This is a genomic window from Aureimonas sp. AU40 (assembly GCF_001463785.1).
GTDB lineage: Bacteria > Pseudomonadota > Alphaproteobacteria > Rhizobiales > Rhizobiaceae > Aureimonas.
Map to the genome: position 1 here is coordinate 1 of NZ_BBWL01000022.1, position 23320 is coordinate 23320.

The window sequence follows — 23320 nt, forward strand, 5'->3', positions numbered from 1 at the left end:
CGCCACCGAGCCGGCGAAGAAGGAGCCGAGCGCGGCGGTGGCGAGCGCTGCGCCCGCCCGCCCCTGGCGCGCCATCTGGTAGCCGTCGATGGCGGTGACGGCCGAGGAGCTTTCGCCCGGCAGGTTGATCAGGATCGCCGTGGTCGAGCCGCCATACTGCGCGCCGTAATAGATGCCGGATAGCATGATCAGCGCGGTGACGGGCGAGAAGGTGAAGGTGATCGGCAGGAGCATGGCGATCGTCGCCGTCGGCCCGATGCCGGGCAGGACGCCGACCAGCGTGCCGAGCAGCACGCCGACGAAACACCAGAAGATGTTGGTGAGGGTCAGCGCCGTCTCGAAGCCGAGTGCGAGATTGGACAGAAGCTCCATGCGCTGGCCTCGTCAGTAAAAGAGGGGACCGAAGGTCGGCAGGGTGATGCCGAGCCCGATCTTGAACACGACCCAGCACAGAAGGCTCATCGCGCCCGCGATGGCGAGCGCCGAGACCGGCGTGTTGCGCGCGGAGGCCAGCGCGACGATCGCCGTGCCGACGAAGACCACGGGCACAAGGCCGAGCGCCGCGCCGAACTCCCCGAACACGACCAGCGCCAGCGACACGAGGGCGATGCCCTTCCAGGGAATGGGCGTGCGCTCAACGCGCTCGTGCTTGCGCAGGCTGGTGATGCCGATCACGAGGCCGAGGATGGCCAGGAGGATGGCCAGGAGCAGCGGAATGAAGCCCGGCCCCATGCGCAGCGCCGTGCCCATCGGATAGGTCCAGGCTTCCAGCGCGAAGGCGAGGGCGACCGTGACGAAGATCGCGGCGGCGAAGAGATCGCGGCGGGAGCGGATGTCGGCGCTCGTCTGCATCGGAGGCGGCTTCCCTTTTTGCGAGGGCGAAGAGGCGTGTGGATCGGCGTTGGCCGCGCCGCGATTGGGCGGGCAGGGAGAGCCGAGGGATCGGCTCCGACCTTTGCGATGGATCGACCGTGGCGTGGCAAAGGCGAAGGTGCGGGTCTTCCGGCCTCGATCCCATAGGGGCCGAAGTCGGAGGGCCATGCCGGCCGGCCGCTCGAAGGGCGAGCCCCGAGGCCCACCCATCGAGCGGCTTGCGAGCGTCAGTTGGCGTAGATGCCTGCGGCCTCGATGATCGGCTTCCACAGCTGAATCTGGGAGGTGAGCTCGGCCTTCAGCGCCTCGGGCGTCGCCTGGTCCGCCGGGACGGGCGCGGTGCCGAGTTCGGCGAAGCGCGCCTTCACCGTCTCGTTCTCCAGCGCCTTCTTCAACGAGGCTTCCAGGCGCGCGACGATAGCGGGATCGACGCCGGCCGGCGCATAGAGCCCGTGCCAGACGCCGATATCGAGCTTGTCCAGTCCCGATTCCTTGGTGGTGGGCAGGTCGGGCAGCGAGGCCAGGCGCTCGGGCGAGGTCACGGCATAGGCCTTCACTTCGCCGGCCTTGATCTGGTTGGTCGTGTTGGTGGTCTGGTCGCACAGGAGATCGACCTGCCCGCCCACGATATCGGTCATGGCGGGCGCGGCGCCCTGGTAGGGCACCGTCACCATCTGCACGCCGAGCGTTTCCTGCAGCAGCATGCCGCAGAGATGCGAGGCCGAGCCGATGCCGGCATTGGCGTAAGTTGTGTTGGTGCCGTTTTCCTTGAGATAGGCCACGAGGTCGGCGGCGTTAGCGGGCGCGAAATCCTTGCGCGCCACCACGGTCATCGGCACGGAGGTGACGAGCCCGATGGGAGCGAAGTCCTTCAGCGGGTCGAAGCCGAGATTGCGATAGAGCGTCGGCGCGGTGGACATGCCGATATGATGGAGCAGCAGCGTGTAGCCGTCCGGCTTGGCCTTGGCGACTTGGCCCGCGCCCAGCGTGCCGCCGGCGCCGCCGACATTCTGCACCAGAACCTGCTGGCCGAGATCGGCCGACATGGACTGCGCGACGAGGCGTGTCACCGTGTCGGTCGGCCCGCCGGCGGAGAAGGGGACGATGATCGTGATGGGCTGCTGGGGATAGGAACCTTGAGCTCCGGCCGGCAGGGCGATCGTGGACGCGAGAGCGATCGAGGCCAGGAGCCCCTTGAATGAGAACGACATGTTTCCTCCCAGAAATGTCGATTCCGCCGAGCGGCGTTGCGCCAAGTGGACGGCAAGCAAATGCGCTTGTCCAGCCACGGGCCGACATCGACGGATTGCCGCGAAGGAGGCTCGGCGAAGAACGGAAAAGGCGGCGGAACCGGGCTCGGAGGCGCGATCCCATGTCATTTCAGCCGGGATCGGCGTGCTTTAGCTCCTGCAATCCAGACCGAAGGGTGAGCCTCTGCGGTCTGAGCTCACGAAGATGTTAACCCCGGCGCGCCGACATGCCGTGTTTTCGACAAGCTGGTGAAGGGGCAAGCAGCGGTTCGAAGTCGTGCGACGGGAAGTGGCCTATTGGAAGCGGAGCGGCGTCGGCTCGCTTTCTCGCGCAAGGCTGGGGCTGCTGGAAGCGCTGCGACGGGCGCAGGCTATGGGCCGCGATCAAGGCGCCGACACGAACAGAGAGCCCAAAAAGCAAAACCCTGCGGCTCGCGTGAGCGCAGGGTTCGCAGGGGGCGAGGATCTTGCGATCGACCCGCCTTATCACTCCCCTCCTGCCGCCAGTACATCCGTGGTCGGCGGGAGGGATGCGATGATCTTGGGTATCCGGTTCGGCTTGCCGAAACCTGGATAGACGCCTGAAGCGATTTAGATCGCCTTGAGGCTGTCGGCCGACATCTTGCCGGTGCGACGGTCCGCGACGAGTTCGAAGCTGACCTTCTGGCCGTCCTGCAGGGTCTGCAGACCAGCGCGCTGAACGGCGCTGATGTGGACGAATGCGTCTTGACCGCCGTTGTCCGGGGCGATGAAGCCGTAACCCTTGTCCGTATTAAACCATTTCACGGTTCCCGTAGCCATGGGATACCTTTCTATATCGGCGTGTTCGTTCAAGGCGCAGGAAATGCACCCGTCTGCATCGAAGTCTGCGAAGAAATGGATTGGTCTTGCGCTGGGCCGCAGCGCGGGGACAAACTTTCCGGCCATCGTTCGATGCGATTACTATGAGGACCAGTCCCCTGCTTTTCAAGCGGCGGGACCATTTTATTTTATATCCTACCGAAGCGCTTTCCAAGACACGTGTGGACTGGGGCGCGGTCCGCTCTCTTTGGGCGCCCATCTCCTCGTCGAACGCCTGGACGCCAAGGATTTCTGGAGCTTGAGCGGGACTTGTGGCGCAGAGAACACAGGGGGAACAATGTCGGATTTCCGCCAACGATCCTAACCACTCCTAAACCGAATCGGCCGAATTTTGGGTCCGCCAGCTAGGAATGGACCACCATGCTTCTTGATCGCGTGATGACCTTTGTCGTCGACATGACCGCTCTCGCCCTGACGGCCGCCGGAATCTTCGCCGCCGCATGTCTCGCCTTCCCGCCGCTGCCTCAGTTCATCCTGCGAATGGTCGGCTGAGGCTTCGACACGGGCGCGCCATGACGGCTCGCCCGACCAAACGGGACGAGACCTCCGGGGTTCCGTCCCTTCCCATCTTTTTCACGACTCAAAGAGTTTGAAGCGCAGGCTTTTCGGCTCCCGGCGATCAGGACGGATGAGCCTCCGGCTCGGCGTCCTCGTCCTTTCCCACCAGCTTTTCCGCCATGCGCCGCTCCTCGGCCTCACTGAGGGGGATCGGGCGGCCCGTGTCGTCGGGCAGCCCGCCCGCGCTTTGGGCGATGCTGGTGTCGCTGGGCCGGCTGTTCGGGCCGTCGGAGATCGACACGCGTTTGGGTTCGTCGCTCATGATGCTTACTGCCTTGCTGACCGTCTGTCCGGTCTCAACGCGCAAGGGCGGCGAAAGTGTCCGCGAGCCTCGTGGTGTCAGGCGCGAGCCGACTTCCAGCGGGGATAAAGCAGGCCGATCACCAGACCGCTCATGACGAGCAGGGCGGCTGCGATCTTCCAGGGTGGCAGGGATTCGCCGAGCCAGAGCGCCGAGGCGCCCATGCCGAAGAGCGGCACCAGCAGCGCCAGCGGCGTGACCAGCGCGGCAGGGTGGCGCGCCAGGAGCCAGCCCCAGGCGGCATAACCGAACATCGTGTTGCCGATCGTCTGCCAGAGCACGGCGGCCCAGGTGACGCCATCGGCCGCCGCCAGCCCCCGGCGCATCGCGGGCCAGCCTTCCAACACGAAGGAAAGGGCGAAGAGGGGCGGGGCGGAAAAGAGGCTCGCCCAGACGACATAGGGCAGCATGTTCGTCACCCCGCTGGCGCGCGCGACGATGTTGCCGCCGGACCAGGACAGGGCGGCCAGCAGCACCAGCACGAGGCCGAGCGGCGTGGTCGAGCCGTCCGTACGCGTGAGGATCACCCCGAGGCCGGCAATGCCCAGGAGCAGCGCGACGCCCTGGTAGGGCCGCACGGTTTCGCCCGACAGGCGCATGGCGAGACCGATGGTGAAGAAGACCTGCGCCTGCACCACCAGCGAGGCAAGGCCGGGCGAGATCTCGCTGCGCATCGCGACGAAGAGAAGCCCGAACTGGCCGGCCCCGATCAACACGCCATAGGCCGCCAGATGCAGCCAGGGCACGGGCGGGCGCGGGAGGAAGAACACGAGCGGAAAAGCGGCGAAGAGAAAGCGCAGGGCGGCGAAGAGGAGCGGCGGCAGATGCTGCAGCCCGACATGGATCACGACGAAATTCGTGCCCCAGATCGCGACCACCGCGAGGCCGAGAAGAAAATGCCGAAGCGGAAGGAGAGGCGTGTCCATGGCCAGCCTTTGCGAGCGTCCCGAAACCCGAAGAGCGGGTTGCGCTTGTCGCCTCTTAGGCGCCTCACCCCGGTTTGAACAGCGCGGCTCGATCGGGCCGAAGGGCGCCCGGCGCCCCTCGGCGGGGTGGATGGAGGTTGAGAGCAGCCAACAAGATTTTTGGGCGGAGGATGGTCGAGGGATTTGCGTCGAGGACGAGGAGCGAAGCTTGAGTGATGCCTACGGCAGAGCGAAGCATTCGCGACGAAGTCCACGACGAAAAGACTGAGACCCCTGACCCTACAAGATTGTTGTCAGGTGCTCTCAAGCCGCCGGGCGGCGGCGGACATAGCCGGCCGAAACCGTGCGGCTCAGTTCCAATTCCAGCTCGCGCTGGCGGCGCACGAGATTGCGAAGCGCCTGAAGCGTATCGCCGTCGACTTCGGCAAGTGCCTGTTCGATCGTGCGGTCGAGGTCGTCCGGGGTCTGAAGGGCGGGATTCGCCATGGCTCGATCTCCGATTCTGATGGTGGAGACCATCGCATGGAGCCGCCCTCAGGTGGCTTGCCCGCCCCTGGATTTCCCCGGCTAAATCGCAATGCGGCGACGGTTAAAACGTTGGAAAACGCCGGGCCGAGACTTGCCTTGGAACGGGGGAGCGCAAGCGCCAAACCGACTCGGCCGTATTGCGCGTCAGCGTGTCGGCGCGTGGAAATCGGGCGGCTTGCGGCCGATCCAGCCGAGGAAGCGCTCGAGCTTGGGATGGCTCGCCAGCGGCACGCCCTCCGCCTCCAGTCGCGCCAGTTCGACATTGGTGAAATTGGCATGGATGGTGCGGTGGCAGATCGGATGAACCGGCACGGTCTCGCGCCCGCCCCGGCTCTTGGGGCGGGGATGGTGCCACTCGACGCGCCGGCCGAGCGGCCGGGCGCAGAGCCAGCAGCTTGTGGGCTCGGGTGCGCGCATGGGCCGAACTTGGCAAGCGAGGGCCGCCCTCGCAAGGCGCTGCGGCGAAACGGGTCAGTCCGCCTTGACTGGTGTGGGAGGGTAGGGGTGGAAGAGACCCGACGGGTCCTCCACCCGCCAGCCGCCCGGCGCCTCAGTGAGATAGGATGGGCCGACCGGCACCTTGCCGTGGCCGCCGGGAATGTCGAGCACGTAGGTCGGCTGGCAAAGGCCCGAGATGCGCCCGCGCAAGGAGCGCATGAGCGCCTGTCCCTCGGCAAGGCCTGTGCGCAGATGGCCTGTGCCCGGCGCGAGGTCCCCTTGGTGGAGATAGTAGGGCTTGATGCGGTTCTCCACGAAGCGGCGCATCAGGAGGGCGAGGGCGTCGGGGTCGTCGTTGACGCCGCGCAGGAGCACGCTCTGACTGACCAACGGAATGCCGGCATCCACCAGACGCGCCACGGCCTCGCAGGCAGCGGGGGTGAACTCGCTGGCATGGTTGGCGTGAAGCGCGACGAAGACCGCGCCCCCGAAACGCTTCAGCGCCGCGACGAGTTCGGGCGAGACGCGCGCCGGCTCCACCACGGGAACCCGCGTGTGAAACCGCAGGACCTTCACATGCGCGATCGCACCCAGCCGCTCGGCGAGATGGGCGAGGCGACGCGGCGACAGCGCGAAGGGATCGCCGCCCGTCACCACCACTTCCCAGATCTCGGGCCGGCTCGCGACATAGGCGAAGGCGGCGTCGAGCTCGGCCTCCGACAAGGTGCCGAGCCCTTCGGGGCCGACCATCTCGCGCCGGAAGCAGAAGCGGCAATAAACCGGGCAGACATGCAGCGGCTTCAGGAGCACCCGGTCGGGATAGCGATGCACGATGCCGGGAACGGGCGAATGCGCCGCGTCGCCGATCGGATCGGCCGCTTCCTCTGGCGTCTGCACCAGCTCGGCCTCGTCGGGCAGGAACTGGCGGGCGATCGGATCGCCCGGCGCCTCGATCAAAGCGGCCATGTCGGCCGTCACCGAAACGGCATAGCGCGCCGCGACGGCGGACAGGGCGTCCAGCCGCTCAGCCGGCGCGAGGCCTGCCTCCACCAGCGCCTCGGCCGAGCGTAGAATCCGACTCACGCGCCGAACTCCGCGACCGGCGTCCAGATCACGTCATCGACTTGGGCGGCTCCCAGCGCCAGCATGGCCAGCCGGTCGAAGCCGAGCGCGATGCCGCTCGCCTCGGGCATGACGGCGAGCGCCGCGAGGAAATCTTCGTCCAGCGGATAGCGCTCGCCATAGACGCGCTGTTTCTCGTCCATCTCGGCCAGAAGCCGGCGCCGCTGCTCGGCGGCGTCCGTCAGCTCGCCGAAGGCGTTGGCGAGTTCCACGCCGCAGGCATAAAGCTCGAAACGCTCGGCCACGCGCGGATCGCGCGGCGAGCGCCGGGCGAGGGCGGCTTCCGCCACGGGATATTCGTCGAGGATCGTCGCGCGGCCGTTGCCGATCGCTGGCTCGACCCGCTCCACCAGGGCGCGGCTGAACAGATCGGCCCAACTGTCATCGGCCGTCGCGCGCAGGCCCGCTTGGCGCATGGCCTCCGCCAACACGCCGCGATCCGTGGCGCCGGCCTCATCCACCGTGTCCAGAATGTCGAAGCCGACGAAACGGCGAAATGCCTCTGACACGCTCAGCCGTTCGGGCTCGGCAAAGGGATCGGCCGTGCGCCCCCGGAACGCGAACTGCGTCGTGCCGGCGGTTTGCGCGGCAAGGCGCAGGAGCGCGGCGCAGTCCGCGATCAGGCTCTCGTAGCTTTGGCCGGCGCGATACCATTCGAGCATCGAGAATTCGGGCGAATGGAGGGCGCCGCGCTCCCGGTTGCGATAGACCGGGGCGAAGGTGAAGAGCCGCGTTTCGCCGGCGGCCAAAAGCTTCTTGCAGGCAAATTCGGGCGAGGTGTGGAGGTAGAGCGGCTGGCGCGCGCCGTCGATGCGCAGCATCTCGGTGGCGAAGGCGGAGAGATGCGCCTCGTTGCCGGGCGAGACCTGAAGCGCGGCGGTCTCCACCTCCACGAAGCCGTCGTCCTCGAAATGGCGGCGGATCGCAGCCTTGATCCGGCCCCGCTGCAGAAGGCGCGGACGGCGGTCGGCATGGACATGGGGCGCCCACCAGGGCGATCGGTCGGTCATGGCGGCTCGGAACTCGAAAAGGCGATGGCGGCTGGCGGATGGGGCGAAGATGCGTTACGGCGCTCCCAACCAAAGCCATACGAAGGAACACCACCCGTGAAGGTGATCGCCAGCTCGCTCCGCAAGGGGAACGTCGTCGAACGCGAAGACGGCAAGCTCTATGTCATTCTCTTTGCCGAGAACATCCATCCTGGCAAGGGCACCCCGGTCACCCAGCTCGACATGCGCCGCATCTCGGACGGCACCAAGGTTTCCGAGCGCTACCGCACGACCGAGCAGGTCGAGCGCGCCTTCGTGGAGGAAAGCGACCACACGTTCCTCTACTCGGACGGCGACGGCTTCCACTTCATGAACCCGCAATCCTTCGACCAGCTGACGGTGCCCGAATCCGTCATCGGCGACGCCGCGCCCTATCTCCAGGAAAATATGACCGTTCAGCTGTCCGTCTATGACGGCAGCGCCATCTCGATCGAGCTGCCGCAGCGCGCGATCTACGAAGTGGTCGAGACCGAGCCGACCACCAAGGGCCAGACGGCCTCCTCGTCCTACAAGCCGGCCGTTCTCTCCAACGGCGTGCGTACGCTCGTTCCCCCGCATATTGCGACGGGCACGCGCATCGTCGTCATGACCGCCGACGGCTCCTATGTCGAGCGCGCCAAGGACTGATCGTCCCGCGCCCCGGCCTCGGGTCGTCCGAGGCCCGGGTCGATCTCACGAACGCCGCTTCATCGGTTAGGCTCCGGTGAGGCGGCGTTAACCCTCATGCGCGAAGATCGGCGATCGGGCCGGGCCGTCGCGCAAGAGGTTTTTCGAAGTGTCTTCGTTCGCGGTGTGGATTGGGCCGGCGCGGGCCGCGCGAGGCGCGGCATGAGCGAGCTTGCCGTTCCGGCCGGGCCGCGCTCGCAGGCTTCGGTCGAAGCCGTCTATGCGCTGCGCACGCTTCTGGCGACCCTGATCCTCACGGTCGGCTTCGTCAGCCTGACCCCCTTCGCCTCCATCTATACCGGCGACACGGGCGGCAACGTCTTCAACCAGCTGGGCTATGGGCTCCTTGCCGTGGTCGCACTGGTGGGGCATCTCGTGTTCACCGAGCGCCGGGTGGTGCGGTCGCTCCTGCGCCCGAGCTGGGTCCTGCTGGTGGCCTGGTTCGCCTTCTCCGCCTTCCAGACCGCCGATCCGCCGGACACGCTGCGCGGCGTCGTCTTCGCCACGATTTCCATGATCGCGGCGACGGGCGCGCTCTGCCTGCCGCCGGACGGGCGCTCCCTCCGCATCGCGCTGGGCGTCTCGGTGCTGGTGGTCCTGGGTCTTTCCTATCTCGGCGTCGTGGTCTGGCCGAGCCTCGGGCGCCATGTCGGCGATGTGCACGACGGGCTCTGGCGCGGCGTCTACAGCCACAAGAACGTCGCCGGCGCGGCCATGGCGGTGTATTTCTTCGCCGGCATCTACATGTTTCGCATGGGCAATCATACGATCGGCGCGCTGATCGCGGTTCTCTCCGCGCTGTTCATTCTGCGCACGGGGTCCAAGACCTCGCTCGGGCTCACGGGCATCGTGTTCGCCATCGTCATGTCGGCGCATGTCCTGCGTCAGCGCGCCGCGCCTGTCCTCCTCTCGCTCGCAGCGCTCCTGGGCGCAGCCGCGTTCACGGTCGGAACGGTGATCTTTTCCTGGTCGCACGACGTGGTTCAAATGGTGGCGCCGGGTACCAGCTTCACCGGCCGCCTCGAACTCTGGCGCTTCGCCCTCGATGCCTTGGCCAGCCATGGCTGGACGGGCTACGGGTTCGGCGCCTTCTGGACGCCGGTCAATCTGGTGCAGCACGAAGTGCCGATGGAATTCGCCTGGGACCCGCGCGGCGCGGTGAACGCGCACCAGGGCTATCTCGACCTCGCGCTGTCGATCGGCTGGCCCGGCCTCGTGCTCGCCCTCTGGGTGCTGGTCGGGGCGCCGATGCGCTCCTACCTCGGCGTCGGCCCGGGGCGCGAAAGCACACGGCTCGCCGACTTCTTCCTGATGTCGCTCCTGTTCCTGCTGCTCAACGCGCTCTTGGAAAGCTTCTTTTTCGAGCGGGCCAACACGCTCTGGGTCATGACCTTCTTCTGCGTCGCCGGGCTCAACCTGCTCGGACGGTTTCGCGCGGAGTAGGCTCGCTACGTCTGTGTGTCGTTATGTGCAACTGTTCCGGTTCGACACCCGCTTGGGCGACGCTTTGGCCTGAAAAGGCACCAAGCCGCCGAGATTTCATGATTAAACTTTCATGACAGCGCCCCGCTACGCAAGGCATTGAAGCGTCGGGATTTCGCGAAGCGCGGACGTGTTTCACGCTATTTCATCTGGATTGATGCCGACAAATGCGGTGAAGGCTTTTATCCCGCGATAAGTCTTCGGGAGCAGACACCATGCGAATCCCAACGGGGCACCAGCCCGTGGGGCCGTCCGAGACGATGGAAATCCGCATGAAGCTGACCATTGGCACCAAGCTCGCCGCGACGTTCGGCACTCTTCTTCTTCTGACAGGCGGGGTCGGTCTGTTGAGCGTGACCTCGCTCGACCAGAGCAGCCGCACCATGGCGGAGTTCACCCGCCGACCCTTCGAAATGGTGCAGGCGACGGTCGGAATTTCCGCCGATCTGGAGCGCATCCATCGCATCGTCCGCGCCGCCTATTCCTCGGACCAGACGGGGGAGATGAGCGCCGACTACGAGGCGGCCTGGGCCTCGCTCGAGGCGCAGCTGGCGCGCTACGAAGCCGCCAAGTCCGGCGAGGCGGGCTCGGGCGGCGGGGATCTCGCCGACCTCGTGCGGACCCTGCGCCCGGTCTCCGACGAAGCCTTCCGTTTTGCGGAGGTGACCGACCTCTGGGCCGTCGCCCACGCGCGTCAGGCGCTGGTGCCGATCGAAAGGGAGCTGACCGGCAAGCTGCGCATGTTGCGCAGCCAGCTCACGGGCCAAGGCGACGCGAGCTTCGCCGCGCGCCTGAGCCTTTCCGACATCGAAACCAACATGTTCGAGACCCGGCTTTCCCTGGTGGATGTCCTGGCCACGGCCGATGCCGACACGCGGCAGGCCGCGTTCAAGCGGTTCGAGAGTTTGAAGAAGCTCGCCACCCGCAAGTTCGACGATCTCAAGAGCGCTGCTCCGATCGGCACCGAGCGTCTGATCGGCCAGATCGGGGAAAGCTGGAACCAGTCTCTCGCCCAGATGCAGCCGCTCGTTGACGAGGGGATGAGGGCGCGCGCGACGGAAGCGACGCACTATCTCGACACGGTGCAGCGCCCGGCCGCCGAGCGCGTCCAGACCCGGCTCGACGCGTTGACTCGTGAGGCGCAGCAAGCCGCCGAGGGCTTCAAGGCCGAGGCGGAGGCCTCCTATCACCGGATGCGGGCGCTGCTGGCCGTGCTGGTCGGCGCGGCGCTTCTGTTCGGCACCGGCACCCTGATTTGGCTCACCCGCTCCATCGCCCTGCGCCTGCGCCGCTCCTTGCGCCTCGTCGATGCGGTGGGCGCGGGCGACCTGACGCAGCGGGTCGAGCCGAGGGGCGGGGACGAGATCGCCGATCTGCAAAAGGCCATGGCCGGCATGACCGCGAAGCTCGCCGATATCGTGGCGGGCGTTCGCGCATCGTCCGCCTCCGTCGCAGCCGGCTCCAACCGCTCGACCGAAACGGCCGAGGCGCTGTCCGCCGGCTCCGCGCGTCAGGCCGCCGCGTCCGAGGAGGCCTCGGCCGCGATCGAGGAAATGACGGCCAATATCCGTCAGAACGCCGACAACGCGGCGGTGACGGAGACGATCGCGCGGCGGGTGCGCGAACACGCCGTGTCCACCGACGAGGCGGTCTCGCAGTCCGTCGAGGCGATGAAGACCATCGCATCGGCGGTGCGGGAGGTGCAGGAGATCGCGCGTCAGACCGACCTCCTGGCGCTGAATGCCGCCATCGAGGCGGCCCGCGCCGGGACGAACGGTAAGGGCTTCGCGGTCGTGGCTTCGGAGGTGCGCAAGCTCGCCGAACGCAGCCAGATCGCCGCCGCCGGCATCGCGAAGATTTCCGTCGAGACCTTGGGCGTCGCGCAAGGGGCGGGGGCCCGCCTCGGCGAGCTTCTGCCCGAGATCAACCGCACCGCCGACCTCGTGTCGGAAATCTCGTCGGCCTGCCACGAACAGTCGATCGGCATCGAGCAGATCGCGCGCGCCATCACGCAGCTCGATCAGGTGACGCAGGCCAATGCCGGCGCCGCCGGTCAGATGGCCGCGACGGCCAGCGACCTCAGCAACGAGGCGGGCCAGCTCGCGGACGCCATGACCTTCTTCCGCTTGAACGAAACCGGCGACCCCGACCGATCCGAGCCGACCGCGCGCCCGGCCGAAGACGCCGGAGCAGCGCAGGGTGCGGCGGAGGCGGCGTTGGAAGGTGCCGAAGACCCGGCCTGGATCGCCGCCGCCGAGCCCGTGCGTCGCCGCGCCTAGAAGAAGGCTTGCGCGCGGCGGAGCATCCCGTCTCGCCGCGCCCCGTCCTGAAGCCATTCCCGTGAAGCAGGGTTCACGGAAAAAGCGCTAGCCGAGCCAGCCGCGCAGTTCGCGGCGCACCATATGCTCGATCACGTCCATACCCGGCTCGGAATCGTTGAGGCAGGGGATGTGCGAGAAATGCGTGCCGCCATGTTCGCGGAAGATTTCGCCGGCCTCGCCCGCGATCTCCTCCAGCGTTTCCAGGCAGTCCGAAACGAAGCCGGGATTGAGCACGGCGATGCGCTTCACGCCCTCCTTGGCCAGCGCCTCCACCGTCTTGTCGGTGTAGGGCTGCAGCCATTCCTCCGGTCCGAAGCGCGATTGGAACGTCGTCATGAAGCGTCCCTTGGGCCAGCCGAGCCGTTCCTCCACGAGGCGGGAGGTCTTCTGGCAATGGCAATGGTACGGGTCGCCCTTGCGGAAATAGCTCTGCGGAATGCCGTGATAGGAGGCGATCACGCGCTCGGGCTCGAAATCGAGCGAGGCCAGATGCGTCTCGATCGAGCGGGCCAGCGCGTCGATATAGACCGGATCGTCGTGATAGGCGGGCACGGTGCGGGACGCCGGCATCCAGCGTTGCGCCGACAGGTGCTCGAAGAACTTGTCGTTCACCGTCGCCGTGGTGGAGGCGGAATATTGTGGGTAGAGTGGGTAGCACAGGATGCGCTCGCAGCCTTGGCTCATCAATCCGTCCATGCGCTCGGCGATGGACGGATTGCCGTAGCGCATCGCCCAGTCCACCACCACACCGGCATCCCCGGCCATGCGTTGGCTGAGCTTTTCGCCCTGCGCGCGCGTGAAGGTGCGCAAGGGGCTCTCGTTGCGCTCGTGGTTCCAGATCTGCTCGTAGGCATGGCCCGATTTCTTGGGCCGCGTGTTCAGCACGATGCCGTAGAGGATGGGATACCAGGCGGCGCGCGGCCATTCGATGACGCGCTTGTCCGACAGGAACTCCTTGAGATAGCGGCGCATCGGCTTGAAGTCGGTCCCGTCCGGCGTGCCGAGATTGACGAGAAGCACGCCGATCTTCTTGGGGCGAACCGGCGGATGGCCGACGGGAAGGGGGCCGATTTCGGTGCTGGCGGCGCGGGAAACGGGTGCGTTCATGAAAGGTCCGGACAGGGGCCGTGCGCGGCCGACGAATGCAAAGCGGCGGCGCCTTCCGCTCTGGAAGGTGCCGCCGGGCATATGGGAGCCGGACTGCCGGCCGGCAATGATCGCGAGATCAGACTCCGGCGCGGCGGGCCAGCTCGAAGCGGGCGCCGGCGGAATTGACGCAGGCAAGCCGCTCGGCCGACATGAGGTTGCAGTTCACCGATTCCCGCGTGTTGCGCGTCGTGGAGGTGAAGATGATCGCGACCTGGGTCGGGCTGGTCTTGGTGTAGGAACCGTCCGCCAGGACGCGCGCGCCGTCCGCCGTCTTGGAGGTGAAGCGCCCGGCCGAGAAGGACGAGATATAGGCGACGGGGCCGCCCACCGAGTTCCACTGGCCTTCGATCACCGCCTGGGGCGGGGCGAGGGCGATCTGTCTCTGCGGTTCGAGCTGGCAGCCCGAAAGCGCGCTGGCGGCGCCGACAAGGCTGGCGAGGACGAGGGCGGGGCGCATGATCGAAAGCTCCGGGATCAAGATTGGGCTGAAAGGTCGAACTGGGACTGCGGACGAAAGACCGCGTTGCGCGCCGCCGGTCAAGCGACCGATGCGTCGTTGCGGCGCGCCGAGATGACGGAATGGATGGAGGCGATGGTCTCGATCGAGCGGATGCGGCCGTCGCTGGTGAAGCCGAACCAGTACATGGTCGTGCCGGTGACCAGCGAGCCGTTCTCGTCCTGCCGCGTCCAGTCGCATCGACTGGCCGCGTTCTCGTCCTCCACGATCGTGCCGCGCGGCTTGTAGGAGATGTAGCTCGCCCGTTTCAGGAGTTCGTTGAGGAAGGACTTGGCCTCCTCCTCCCCATTCAGGCGGTATTCTCCCTCCATCCGGTCGAACCAAGGCGCGTCGAAGATGCCCGCGTTGTTCTTGTTCGAGAAGATGGCGCCTGGCGCGAAGTGGCGGGAAATCGATCCGGACGAGCCGGACATGACCGCGTCCATGATCTCCTTCACCACGATCCGCTTGCGCTGGGTATCGTCCGACGTTTCGCCCACGACCAACTCCCAAGGCGCATCAAGCAGTTACCGAAGCCAAAGGGTAGTGCATGTCCTGGTCATGACCAGCGCCTAAAGAAAAAGCCGCGGAAGAATCCGCGGCTTTTCACCAACTTTTCGTTGGCCGGGTGTCAGCGAACGAGGATGTTGCGGAACTGCCAGGGGTCCTTCTCGTCCAGGTCCTCCGGGAAGAGGCCCGGACGGTCGGTCAGCGGCGTCCAGTCGGTGTAGTAACCCTTGACCGGGCCGAGATAGGGACGCTGCACTTCGAGGCAGCGGCGATAGTCGATCTCGTCCGCTTCCACGATGCCGGCCTCCGGGTTTTCCAGCGCCCAGACCATGCCGGCGAGCACGGCCGAGGTCACCTGCATGCCGGTGGCGTTCTGGTAGGGCGCGATGCGGCGGGTTTCCTCCAGCGAGAGCTGCGAGCCGTACCAGTAGGCGTTCTTCTCGTGGCCGTAGAGCAGCACGCCGAGCTCGTCGATGCCTTCCACCAGCTCGTTCTCGTCGAGAACGTGATGCTCGGGCTGGATCTTGCCGGCCGCGCCGAACAGCTCGTGCAGCGACAGAACCGCGTCGTTGGCGGGGTGGTAAGCGTAGTGACAGGTCGGACGATAGGTGACCTCGTCCTCCTTGTTGCGATGCGTGAAGTAGTCGGCGATCGAGATCGCCTCGTTGTGCGTGACGAGGAAGCCGTACTGCGCGCCGGGCGTCGGGCACCAGGAGCGCACGCGCGTGTTGGCGCCGGGCTGGTCGAGATAGATCGCCGCCTTGCAGCCCTTCTCGTGGTCCTTGGCGTTCTTCGGGCGCCACTTCTCGTGCGTGCCCCAGCCGAGCTCGGCCGGCTGCATGCCTTCCGACAGGAAGCCTTCCACCGACCAGGTGTTCCAGAACACGTTGCGGGGCTTGGGCTTAGCGGAAACCTGCGTGTCGCGCTCGGCGATGTGGATGCCCTTGACGCCGACCTTCTTCATCAGCTTCGCCCAGCCTTCGCGGTCGTTCGGACCGGGCTCCACGAAGTCGAGATTGGTGTCGCGCGCGATGTCGACCAGCGCCTGCTTGACGAACCAGGAGACCATGCCCGGATTGGCGCCGCAGGTGGAAACCGCCGTGGTGCCGCCGGGGTTCTTGCGCTTCTCCTTGCGCAGCGTCTCGCGCAGCGCGTAGTTCGTGCGGTCGGCGTTGGAGAGCTTGTCGTCGAAATAGAAGCCGAGCCAGGGCTCGATCACGGTGTCGATGTAGAGAACGCCGAGCTCGCGGCACAGGCGCATCAGGTCGACCGAGCCGGTGTCGACCGAAAGATTGACGCAGAAGCCCTGGCCGCCGCCTTCGGTGAGGAGGGGCGTCAGCAGGTCGCGATAGTTCGACTTGGTGACGGATTCCTTGACGTAGCGGACGTTGCGCTCATCGAGCAGATGCCGATGCGTGTCGCGCGGGTCGATCACGGTGAAGCGCGACTTGTCGTAGCTGAAGTGACGTTCGATCAGCGGGAGCGTGCCGCGCCCGATCGAGCCAAAGCCGATCATCACGATCGGGCCGGTGATCTCGGCATGGATCGGGTGGTTCTCGTTCGCCATTCGGCAATCCTTTCGGTCTGGACTGAGGTCTCCGGGTCGGGCTAGAGCAGATCGCTGTCAAATAAAAGGGGTCGGCCGAAGCCGAGCACCCATGCAAGCCCGTCGGGGCTGCATTTTGCGGGCTCCGGGTCAGGCTTTGCAGCCCGCTCGCCCGCCTTTCACCCGCCGCCCGGAGGACGACCCGATGGAACTGCCGCGTCCCCTACGCGCCGCGATCGACGCCGAGCTGTCGGGCGTTCCCTCCGAAGCCCTGCGCGCGGCCTCCGAGGTCCTGTCCGGCCGCTACCGGGCCGAAACGCGCGACGGACGCCTGCATCTTTCCGACGACCTCTTCGCCAAGGCCTATGTCGCCGCGCGCATGCCCGCGACCTTCGCCGCCCTGTCGGACGCGATGGCGGAAACCGCGAGTGCCCTGCCGGATTTCGCGCCGCGACGGCTGCTCGACGTTGGCGCCGGGCCGGGCACCGCATTGTGGGCGGCCGGCGAACGGTTCGAAACCTTGCAAGGGGCGACGCTGCTGGAAGCCAGCGCGCCGATCCGCGCGCTCGGGGAGAGGTTGGGGCAGGGGCAGTTCGGCTTCGAGCCGGACTGGCGCGCCGGTACGATCGATCGCGCGGGCGCCGATCTGCCCGCCGCCGATCTCGTGACCCTGTCCTATGTGCTGGACGAACTGGCGCCGCCCGCGCGCCGGGCACTGGTGGCGCTTCTCTGGGCGCGCACGCAGGGCGTGCTCCTGATCGTCGAGCCCGGCACGCCCGCCGGATGGGCGCGCATCCTGGAGGCGCGCCGGGCGCTGATCGAAGCGGGCGCCGCGATCGCCGCGCCTTGTCCGCACGAGAGCGAGTGCCCGGTCGAGGCGCCGGACTGGTGCCATTTCTCGCGCCGCGTGGCGCGCTCGCGCGTCCACCTGCGCACCAAGTCGGCCGAGGTGCCCTGGGAGGACGAGAAGTTCAGCTATGTGGCGGCGACGCGGCTTGCCGCGCCCGCCGCGCCGCGCGCGGCTCGTATCCTAGCCCCGCCGGACACCGGCAGCGGGAAGGTCTCGCTGAAGCTCTGCGAGGAGGACGGCGCCCTACGCCGCCGGCTCCTTACCAAGCGCGACGGCGAAAGCTTCCGCCGCGCGCGCCGGGCCGACTGGGGCGAGACGATCGATCTCGCCTGACACCCCGCCGGGGTCTCTCAGTCCATCGCTTCCAGCTCGTCGATGAAGCCGGAGATCATGGAAAGGCCGCGGTGCCAGAAGGCCGGGTCCGAAGCGTCGAGGCCGAAGGGCTTCAGAAGCTCGGAATGGTGCTTCGTGCCGCCGGCCCGCAGCATGGCGAAATAGCGCTCCTGGAAGCCCTCCTCGGCCTGCTCGTAGACGGAGTAGAGCGAGTTCACCAGGCAGTCGCCGAAGGCATAGGCATAGACATAGAAGGGCGAGTGGATGAAGTGCGGGACATAGGTCCAGAAGCTCTCGTATCCCGGCCCGAGGCGCACAGCGGGGCCGAGCGACCGGGTCTGCACCTCGACCCAGATCTGGCCGATCCGCTCGGCCGTCAGCTCGCCCTTGCGCCGCTCCGTGTGGATCTCGCGCTCGAAGAGATAGAAGGCGATCTGGCGGATCACCGTGTTGATCATGTCCTCGACCTTGGAGGCGAGCAGAGTGCGCCGCTCGGCCTTGTCCCGCGCCTTTTCCAGAAGCGAGCGGAAGGTCAACATCTCGCCGAAGACCGAGGCCGTCTCGGCCAGCGTCAGCGGCGTCGAGGCCATCAGGGCACCCTGCGGCCCGGCCAGGACCTGATGCACGCCATGCCCGAGCTCGTGGGCAAGGGTCATCACGTCGCGCGGCTTGCCGAGATAGTTCATCAGGACATAGGGGTGCGCGGAGGGCACGGTCGGGTGCGAGAAGGCGCCGGGCGCCTTGCCCGGGCGCACGCCCGCGTCGATCCAATTGTCCTGGAAGAAGCGGCCGGCGATCTCGGCCATTTCAGGGTCGAAGCCGCGATAGGCCGAAAGCACGGTGTCGCGCGCTTCCAGCCAGGGGATGGTGCGGCGCGAGGCGCCGGGCAGCGGCGCGTTGCGGTCGTAGAATTCCAGCGCGTCCAGCCCCAGCCAGCGGGCCTTGAGCCCGTAGTAGCGATGCGAGATCGAGGCGTAGCTGTCCGACACGGCCTTGGCCAGCGCGTCCACCACCTCGCGCTCCACCCGGTTGGCGAGGTGGCGTGAATCGGCCACGTCGCCGAAGCCGCGCCAGCGGTCGGAGATTTCCTTGTCCTTGGCGAGCGTGTTGGTGATGAGCGCGAAGGTCCGCACGTTCTCGCCGAACACCTTGGCCAGCGCCTCGGCGCCCTTGCGCCGGACGTCGCGGTCGGCGTCCTGCAGGAGGTTCAGCGTTTCCTCCAGCGCCAGCGTGCGCCCGTCCACCTCGAAGCGCAGCGAGGTCATGGTCTCGTCGAACAGGCGGTTCCAGGCGCCGTGGCCGGTCACCGACTTCTCGTGAAACAGCTCCTCGACGCGGTCTTCCAACTGGTAGGGCTTGTCTTGCCTCAAATCCACGATCCAGGGGCGATAGCGGCCGAGCGCGGGGTTCTCGGCCATGGCGCGGTCCATTGCCGCGTCGTCCACCCGGTTCAGCTCCAGCCCGAAGAAGAGCAGCACGGAGGAAATGTCCGTCACCTCGCCCTGGATGTCGCCGTAGAACTTGGCATTGGCGGGATCGGACGTGTCGCCGGAATAGACCAGCCCGGCATAGGAGACGAGGCGGCCGAGCACCTCCTCGATCTCCTCGAACTCCGCGATCGCCGCGCCGAGCTCTCCGCCGCCGGGCTTCTCAGCTTCTTCCGCAAGACGGCCGCGCCAGCGCTCGTTGAAGGCCTTGGCGCGCGCCGAGGATCGTTCGATATCGGCGGAGATCTGCGGACTGTCGATCGAGGCGTAGAGATCGGCCAGATTCCAGCGGGGCAGGGCGCCCAGATCCGCCTCCTCTTGCGATGCGGAGGGCGACGGGGAAACGGACGATCGGGTCATGAACACCTCGCGAAACGCTTGAGCCGAAGGGCGGGCGAACCCGCCCTCTTCGGGTGGCAGAAAACTCTTCATCGTTGCCATGTCAAATTGGTGCGATGAGCGTGAAAAGCGAACCCTCTGCCGACCGGGCGTTTCGTGTCCTGATCGTGGACGACGATCCCGTGCAGCGGCGTCTCAGCGAGGCGCATGTGGCGCGCGCCGGCGGCCTGACGGACGCCGCCGCCAGCCTCCAGGCGGCGCGCGCGCTGCTGCGGGAAGGCGGCGGCGGGCGCTTTGCCGCCGTCCTGCTCGATCTCGGTCTGCCCGATGGCGACGGTCTCGATCTCCTGCGCCAGTTGCGCGGCGCGGGCGACTCCGTTCCCGTCGTGGTCCAGACGGGGGAGGGGCGGCTCGACCGCGCGGTGGAGGCCATGCGCGCCGGGGCCACGGATTTTCTGGTGAAGCCGGTTTCGCCAGCCAGGGTGCGCGCCGCGATCGAGGCGGCGATCCGCGCCCAGGCCGAGAGGGATGGCGGGGCGGACGTGCCCGAGATGGCCCCGAGCCCGGCCATGCGCCCGGTGCTCGACGCGGCCGATCGCGTGTCGCGCTCCATGGTCCCGGTGCTGGTGCTCGGCGAAACCGGGGTCGGCAAGGAATGGCTGGCCCGGCGCATCGCGCGCGCCAGCGCGCGGGCGAGCAAGCCCTTCGTCGCGGTCAATTGCGGCGCGCTTCCGCGCGATCTCTCCGAAAGTATCCTCTTCGGCTTCGAGCGCGGCGCCTTCACCGGCGCCGAGCGCAGCCGCCCCGGCAAGTTCGCCCAGGCCGACGGCGGCACGCTGTTTCTGGACGAGGTCGGCGAACTCGCTCCCGAAACGCAGGTGAAGCTCTTGCGCGCCCTGCAGGAAGGCGAGATCGACCCGATCGGCTCGACCGGTCCAGTGCGGGTGGACGTGCGCGTCATCGCCGCCACGCATCGTGACCTCGGCGCCGACGTGGCGGCGGGGCGCTTTCGCGAGGATCTGTTCTACCGCCTCCATGTCTTTCCGATCTCGATTCCGCCGCTGCGCGAGCGGCGGGAGGAGATCGCCGCCCTGGCACGACGCTTCGCCGCCGAGCATCTGCCTCGCGCCGATCTTACGCCGGCCGCGCTCGCGCGTTTGGAGCGCCATGGCTGGCCCGGCAACATCCGCGAGTTGGAAAACGCCATCCGGCGCGCGGCCGTGATGGCCGATGGAGGGGTTCTCCAGGCCGAAAATTTCGAGCTTGCGGACGGCTGGTCGCCGGAGAAAGCCGAGCCTCTATCGGTGGTCGCCGACATCGCCTTTCCAATCGAGGAGACGGCGGACGAGGACTTCCCAACGCTCGCGCAAGTCGAGCGTGCGCATATCCTTCGCGCGCTCCAGCATTGCGAAGGCCAGCCGACCAAGGCGGCGAGACTGCTGAGAATCGGTCGCACGACCCTTTATCGGAAGCTCAAGGAATACGGGCTGTCGCTGCCCGAATCACCCGCGTAAGCCTGCCCGAAGGGTTGGCAAGACAGAATTTTCACTGGTCGTTAACCATTTTCTTGTGTAGTGGCAAAGAAATTGGAGAGGTGTCATTTTCATGCCGCAGTCCCTTGTGATCTGTTGCCCGGTCGGGGGACAGGTCGCACGAACCGCAGCAGGGGCGTCGACACACACACCGGGGGAATTTGTCCGCATGTTCGGATGGACCGAATGCGTATCGCGACGCGCCGCTCAGCGCGCCGTGGTCTTCCTGGTCGGCCTGATGGCGATGACCTCGGCGGGAATGGTGGCCGCGCGCGCCGAAACCCGCACCCTGAAGCTCTATCACGTCCATCTCAACGAGAAGACGGAGATCACCTACAAGAAGGACGGCAAGTTCCTGCCCGACGGTCTGAAGAAGGCCAACTGGGCACTGCGCGACTGGCGCGAGAACAAGCCGACCAACATGGACCCGAACCTTCTCGACGTGCTTTGGGAAGCCTATCGCCAGTCCGGCTCGCGCAGCTACATCCACATCATCGGCGGTTATCGCTCGTCCGGCACCAATGCCATGCTGCGCTCGCGCTCGTCCGGCGTTGCCGGCAACAGTCTGCACATGGCCGGCAAGGCGGTGGACTGGTATCTGCCCGACGTGCCGCTGAAGAAACTGCGTGACATCGGCCTTCGCATGCAGATCGGCGGCGTCGGCTATTATCCGCGCTCCGGCTCGCCCTTCGTCCACTACGACACCGGCAAGGGTCGATACTGGCCGCGCATGAGCCGCCAGGAACTCGCCTCCGTCTTCCCGAAGGGCAACACGATCCATGTGCCCGCCGACGGCAAGCCGCTGCCGGGCTACGAGACCGCGCTCGCCTCCTACAACAAGCGCAAGGGCTCCAACGACATCCAGATCGCCTCGTCGCGCTCCAGCGGCGGCAGGTCGCTGCTCGCCATGCTGTTCGGCGGCGGCAACGAGGAGGCCGAGGACGAGGCGGAGGCTCAGGCCGCGCCGGTCGGTAAGCCCGCGCCCGCCCGTGCCCCCGCGCCGGCTCGCGCCGCGCCGCAGCCCGAGCCCGAGGTCCAGGTGGCGAGCGTCCGGCCGACCCGTCCCGCACCGCCAGCGGCCCTTCCGGCCGGCGTTCCCATGGCCGAGCGCGACGTGTTCGATAGTTCGGCGCCGCGTCGCTCTACCCCGCCCGCCGCGATTCCCGCCGCCGCGCCCCCGCGCCGCGAGGAGGAGGAAGAGGTCGAGGTGGCCGCGCTGGCGCCCTCCCGCGTTCCCTTGCCCTCCAGCGCGCCGTCTCGCCCTGCCGCCGCAAAAGCGCTCGACGCGACGCTCGTCGCCGCGCTGGAAGAGGCCGAGCCGCCGCCGGCCGCCCCGGGCCAGCTTGCCTATGCCGTTCCCATGCCGCGTGAGCGACCGCCCTTCGAGGCCGTGTTGCGAGGTTCCCCGGTCGCCGTGCCGAGCGAGAAGGCTCTGATCACCGAGGCGGACGACGCCTTGACGCCGGAAGCCATCATCGCCGCCGCCATGCCGGAAGCGCCGGTCAGTGCCCCCGTGCAAACGCCGGCCGCCGCTCCGCCTCCCGCCACCGTCACGACCGTAGCGCAGCATGTCGCGACGCCGTCCGCCCGGCCGCAATCGGCGATCGCCGCTGCGCTTGCGCGGCCGGCGGAAGCGGCGAGCCCGCCGCTGGAGGCAAATGCCAACCTGCGCGTGGCTTCGCTCGAGGCCAAGCCGCCGGCGAGCCGGTCAAGCGTTGCCGATGCCATGTCCGCCGCGCCGGCCGCCAAGTCCACTGCGCGAACGGCAAGGGGCGGGCGTGTCGTGGGCGAAGCCGAAGCAGCGGTCGGCAAGACCGTACGAAAGGCAAGCCCCGATCAGATCGCCAAGCGCATCGCCATCGCTTCCCTGATCACCAGCCCGGAGCGCCGGGCAATCGAAGAGAAGCTGACGCGGCCCGTCGCCGACAATCTGATCGGCAATCTTCCCAGCGCCGTCTTCTCGCGCGGGTTCTCGCAGAAGGGCGGTTCGCCGGCAGGGCCTCAGCATTTCGAAGGCAATGCCGTGAACTTCCTGCCGGTCCACAAGATCGACTAACCGATTCTGGCCGCCGACCGGGCTGCGGGGCACGACCCCGTTGCCTTGGTAAGAGGTCTGAATGGATCGAAGGGCACCTCTCGGGGTGCCCTTTTGTTTTGCAATGCGAAGAGTGGAATGGCAGCTCGCGTCGCTCACCCATGATCCATCCCACGGCGCCGCGCGGCGCGCCTTGAAACCTCCCGTTGCATGGAAGGCTTCGCTTTACCGTCGCAGGACAGGGAGACGACCGGGCGGCCGAACGCCCGCCGTGGGAAGGCAGGGCGATCTTCTCTCGCAAGGGAAATATTTGGTCCCTAACATCCTTAGGAAGATCCGACACGTACCCTGTGTCGGCTCTATTGTGTTCGAGCGCCGTGGCAGTTGAACGCGGGCGTCGGGCCTTCGCCTGCACTACGCATGTGGAATTCTCTCGCAGGCTGTGCGTGGATTACCAATCCGTAATATGAGCTCGACACCCCAAATTCTTGCCTGTGTCATCCACCCGTTGACATTGGGTGAAGTTTGACTGAATACGGCGTGTCCGCTTTGAAAGACTTGGGTGTCGCAACCGACACCTTTTCTCGAAAGCAGGTGCTGATAGACTGGAAGCCATTCGATTTGCTTCTAGATATTTGCTGGTTCGAGCCGCTTGAATGGTAAAGGGC

Annotated in this window: 22 protein-coding genes; 7 read left to right on the plus strand and 15 right to left on the minus strand. The window is 67.0% G+C overall.

The annotated features are described in order from the left end of the window. From AUL32_RS07260 to AUL32_RS07275, 4 genes are all read right to left on the minus strand, one after another. Positions 1 to 372 (minus strand): tripartite tricarboxylate transporter permease (locus AUL32_RS07260; RefSeq protein ID WP_192847440.1); only part of this gene is annotated, 372 nt, incomplete at its 3' end. A gap of 12 nt (positions 373 to 384) precedes the next feature. Beyond that, complete coding sequence (locus tag AUL32_RS07265) at positions 385 to 852, minus strand: tripartite tricarboxylate transporter TctB family protein (RefSeq protein WP_062113199.1); 468 nt, start codon at positions 850 to 852, stop codon at positions 385 to 387. A gap of 248 nt (positions 853 to 1100) precedes the next feature. Next, positions 1101 to 2084, minus strand: a complete 984-nt coding sequence (locus AUL32_RS07270) for a tripartite tricarboxylate transporter substrate-binding protein (RefSeq protein ID WP_061977020.1) — start codon at positions 2082 to 2084, stop codon at positions 1101 to 1103. Positions 2085 to 2714: 630 nt separating this feature from the next. Continuing rightward, positions 2715 to 2924, minus strand: a complete 210-nt coding sequence (locus AUL32_RS07275) for a cold-shock protein (protein ID WP_061977018.1) — start codon at positions 2922 to 2924, stop codon at positions 2715 to 2717. A gap of 420 nt (positions 2925 to 3344) precedes the next feature. Here AUL32_RS07275 and AUL32_RS26245 point away from each other — a divergent pair, with 420 nt between their 5' ends. Further along, positions 3345 to 3476, plus strand: coding sequence for a hypothetical protein (locus AUL32_RS26245; protein ID WP_274534660.1), 132 nt, complete (start codon positions 3345 to 3347; stop codon positions 3474 to 3476). 127 nt (positions 3477 to 3603) lie between these two features. On the opposite strand, the gene AUL32_RS07280 is transcribed toward AUL32_RS26245, so the two are convergent. From AUL32_RS07280 to epmA, 6 genes are all read right to left on the minus strand, one after another. Then, complete coding sequence (locus AUL32_RS07280) at positions 3604 to 3804, minus strand: hypothetical protein (RefSeq protein WP_062113202.1); 201 nt, start codon at positions 3802 to 3804, stop codon at positions 3604 to 3606. A 77-nt stretch (positions 3805 to 3881) separates the two neighbouring features. Continuing rightward, on the minus strand, positions 3882 to 4769 hold the full coding sequence (locus tag AUL32_RS07285; RefSeq protein WP_062113205.1) for an EamA family transporter: 888 nt from the start codon (positions 4767 to 4769) through the stop codon (positions 3882 to 3884). Between the two features lie 303 nt (positions 4770 to 5072). Then, positions 5073 to 5255 carry a hypothetical protein gene (locus tag AUL32_RS07290; protein ID WP_061977012.1) on the minus strand — a complete coding sequence of 61 codons (183 nt, stop codon included), beginning with the start codon at positions 5253 to 5255 and terminating at the stop codon, positions 5073 to 5075. Between the two features lie 186 nt (positions 5256 to 5441). Then, on the minus strand, positions 5442 to 5714 hold the full coding sequence (locus AUL32_RS07295) for a hypothetical protein (RefSeq protein ID WP_062113208.1): 273 nt from the start codon (positions 5712 to 5714) through the stop codon (positions 5442 to 5444). Between the two features lie 54 nt (positions 5715 to 5768). Then, positions 5769 to 6818, minus strand: a complete 1050-nt coding sequence (locus tag AUL32_RS07300) for a lysine-2,3-aminomutase-like protein (protein ID WP_062113211.1) — start codon at positions 6816 to 6818, stop codon at positions 5769 to 5771. Next, positions 6815 to 7867 (minus strand): EF-P lysine aminoacylase EpmA, encoded by a 1053-nt coding sequence (epmA, locus tag AUL32_RS07305; RefSeq protein WP_062113215.1) that lies wholly within the window; start codon positions 7865 to 7867, stop codon positions 6815 to 6817. The genes AUL32_RS07300 and epmA overlap by 4 nt, the downstream gene beginning before the upstream one ends. 96 nt (positions 7868 to 7963) lie before the next feature. Between epmA and efp the strand changes: the two genes are divergently transcribed. The 3 genes from efp (at position 7964) to AUL32_RS07320 (ending at position 12333) form a co-directional block, all read left to right on the plus strand. Next, positions 7964 to 8533, plus strand: a complete 570-nt coding sequence (gene efp, locus AUL32_RS07310) for an elongation factor P (RefSeq protein WP_061977004.1) — start codon at positions 7964 to 7966, stop codon at positions 8531 to 8533. A gap of 201 nt (positions 8534 to 8734) precedes the next feature. Next, the gene (locus AUL32_RS07315; RefSeq protein WP_192847441.1) at positions 8735 to 10015 is read left to right on the plus strand and encodes an O-antigen ligase family protein; all 1281 of its coding nucleotides are present in this window, start codon (positions 8735 to 8737) and stop codon (positions 10013 to 10015) included. Positions 10016 to 10326: 311 nt separating this feature from the next. Then, the gene (locus AUL32_RS07320) at positions 10327 to 12333 is read left to right on the plus strand and encodes a methyl-accepting chemotaxis protein (protein WP_244497705.1); all 2007 of its coding nucleotides are present in this window, start codon (positions 10327 to 10329) and stop codon (positions 12331 to 12333) included. Between the two features lie 87 nt (positions 12334 to 12420). On the opposite strand, the gene hemH is transcribed toward AUL32_RS07320, so the two are convergent. The 4 genes from hemH to AUL32_RS07340 form a co-directional block, all read right to left on the minus strand. Next, complete coding sequence (hemH, locus tag AUL32_RS07325) at positions 12421 to 13482, minus strand: ferrochelatase (RefSeq protein ID WP_062113313.1); 1062 nt, start codon at positions 13480 to 13482, stop codon at positions 12421 to 12423. 118 nt (positions 13483 to 13600) lie between these two features. Beyond that, a complete protein-coding gene (locus tag AUL32_RS07330) occupies positions 13601 to 13981 on the minus strand; it encodes a hypothetical protein (RefSeq protein ID WP_061976999.1) in 381 nt (126 codons plus the stop codon). 80 nt (positions 13982 to 14061) lie between these two features. Further along, positions 14062 to 14520 (minus strand): hypothetical protein, encoded by a 459-nt coding sequence (locus AUL32_RS07335; protein WP_061977894.1) that lies wholly within the window; start codon positions 14518 to 14520, stop codon positions 14062 to 14064. Positions 14521 to 14651: 131 nt separating this feature from the next. Next, a complete protein-coding gene (locus AUL32_RS07340; protein ID WP_062113225.1) occupies positions 14652 to 16097 on the minus strand; it encodes a homospermidine synthase in 1446 nt (481 codons plus the stop codon). 184 nt (positions 16098 to 16281) lie between these two features. Here AUL32_RS07340 and AUL32_RS07345 point away from each other — a divergent pair, with 184 nt between their 5' ends. Next, positions 16282 to 17259, plus strand: coding sequence for a small ribosomal subunit Rsm22 family protein (locus tag AUL32_RS07345; RefSeq protein WP_062113228.1), 978 nt, complete (start codon positions 16282 to 16284; stop codon positions 17257 to 17259). A 17-nt stretch (positions 17260 to 17276) separates the two neighbouring features. On the opposite strand, the gene AUL32_RS07350 is transcribed toward AUL32_RS07345, so the two are convergent. Then, the gene (locus AUL32_RS07350) at positions 17277 to 19106 is read right to left on the minus strand and encodes a M3 family oligoendopeptidase (RefSeq protein WP_061976993.1); all 1830 of its coding nucleotides are present in this window, start codon (positions 19104 to 19106) and stop codon (positions 17277 to 17279) included. A gap of 101 nt (positions 19107 to 19207) precedes the next feature. Here AUL32_RS07350 and AUL32_RS07355 point away from each other — a divergent pair, with 101 nt between their 5' ends. Further along, entirely contained in the window at positions 19208 to 20599 is a 1392-nt protein-coding gene (locus AUL32_RS07355) for a sigma-54-dependent transcriptional regulator (protein ID WP_244497707.1), read from the plus strand. 187 nt (positions 20600 to 20786) lie between these two features. After that, complete coding sequence (locus tag AUL32_RS07360; protein ID WP_062113234.1) at positions 20787 to 22673, plus strand: DUF882 domain-containing protein; 1887 nt, start codon at positions 20787 to 20789, stop codon at positions 22671 to 22673. Positions 22674 to 23320 lie beyond the last annotated feature (647 nt).

Coding starts and splice junctions, on each gene's coding strand:
- AUL32_RS07265 (WP_062113199.1), bottom strand. CDS start 852: ATGCAGACGAGCGCCGACATCCGCTCCCGCCGCGATCTCTTCGCCGCC.
- AUL32_RS07270 (WP_061977020.1), bottom strand. CDS start 2,084: ATGTCGTTCTCATTCAAGGGGCTCCTGGCCTCGATCGCTCTCGCGTCC.
- AUL32_RS07275 (WP_061977018.1), bottom strand. CDS start 2,924: ATGGCTACGGGAACCGTGAAATGGTTTAATACGGACAAGGGTTACGGC.
- AUL32_RS26245 (WP_274534660.1), top strand. CDS start 3,345: ATGCTTCTTGATCGCGTGATGACCTTTGTCGTCGACATGACCGCTCTC.
- AUL32_RS07280 (WP_062113202.1), bottom strand. CDS start 3,804: ATGAGCGACGAACCCAAACGCGTGTCGATCTCCGACGGCCCGAACAGC.
- AUL32_RS07285 (WP_062113205.1), bottom strand. CDS start 4,769: ATGGACACGCCTCTCCTTCCGCTTCGGCATTTTCTTCTCGGCCTCGCG.
- AUL32_RS07290 (WP_061977012.1), bottom strand. CDS start 5,255: ATGGCGAATCCCGCCCTTCAGACCCCGGACGACCTCGACCGCACGATC.
- AUL32_RS07295 (WP_062113208.1), bottom strand. CDS start 5,714: ATGCGCGCACCCGAGCCCACAAGCTGCTGGCTCTGCGCCCGGCCGCTC.
- epmA (WP_062113215.1), bottom strand. CDS start 7,867: ATGACCGACCGATCGCCCTGGTGGGCGCCCCATGTCCATGCCGACCGC.
- AUL32_RS07315 (WP_192847441.1), top strand. CDS start 8,735: ATGAGCGAGCTTGCCGTTCCGGCCGGGCCGCGCTCGCAGGCTTCGGTC.
- AUL32_RS07320 (WP_244497705.1), top strand. CDS start 10,327: ATGAAGCTGACCATTGGCACCAAGCTCGCCGCGACGTTCGGCACTCTT.
- hemH (WP_062113313.1), bottom strand. CDS start 13,482: ATGAACGCACCCGTTTCCCGCGCCGCCAGCACCGAAATCGGCCCCCTT.
- AUL32_RS07330 (WP_061976999.1), bottom strand. CDS start 13,981: ATGCGCCCCGCCCTCGTCCTCGCCAGCCTTGTCGGCGCCGCCAGCGCG.
- AUL32_RS07340 (WP_062113225.1), bottom strand. CDS start 16,097: ATGGCGAACGAGAACCACCCGATCCATGCCGAGATCACCGGCCCGATC.
- AUL32_RS07345 (WP_062113228.1), top strand. CDS start 16,282: ATGGAACTGCCGCGTCCCCTACGCGCCGCGATCGACGCCGAGCTGTCG.
- AUL32_RS07350 (WP_061976993.1), bottom strand. CDS start 19,106: ATGACCCGATCGTCCGTTTCCCCGTCGCCCTCCGCATCGCAAGAGGAG.
- AUL32_RS07360 (WP_062113234.1), top strand. CDS start 20,787: ATGTTCGGATGGACCGAATGCGTATCGCGACGCGCCGCTCAGCGCGCC.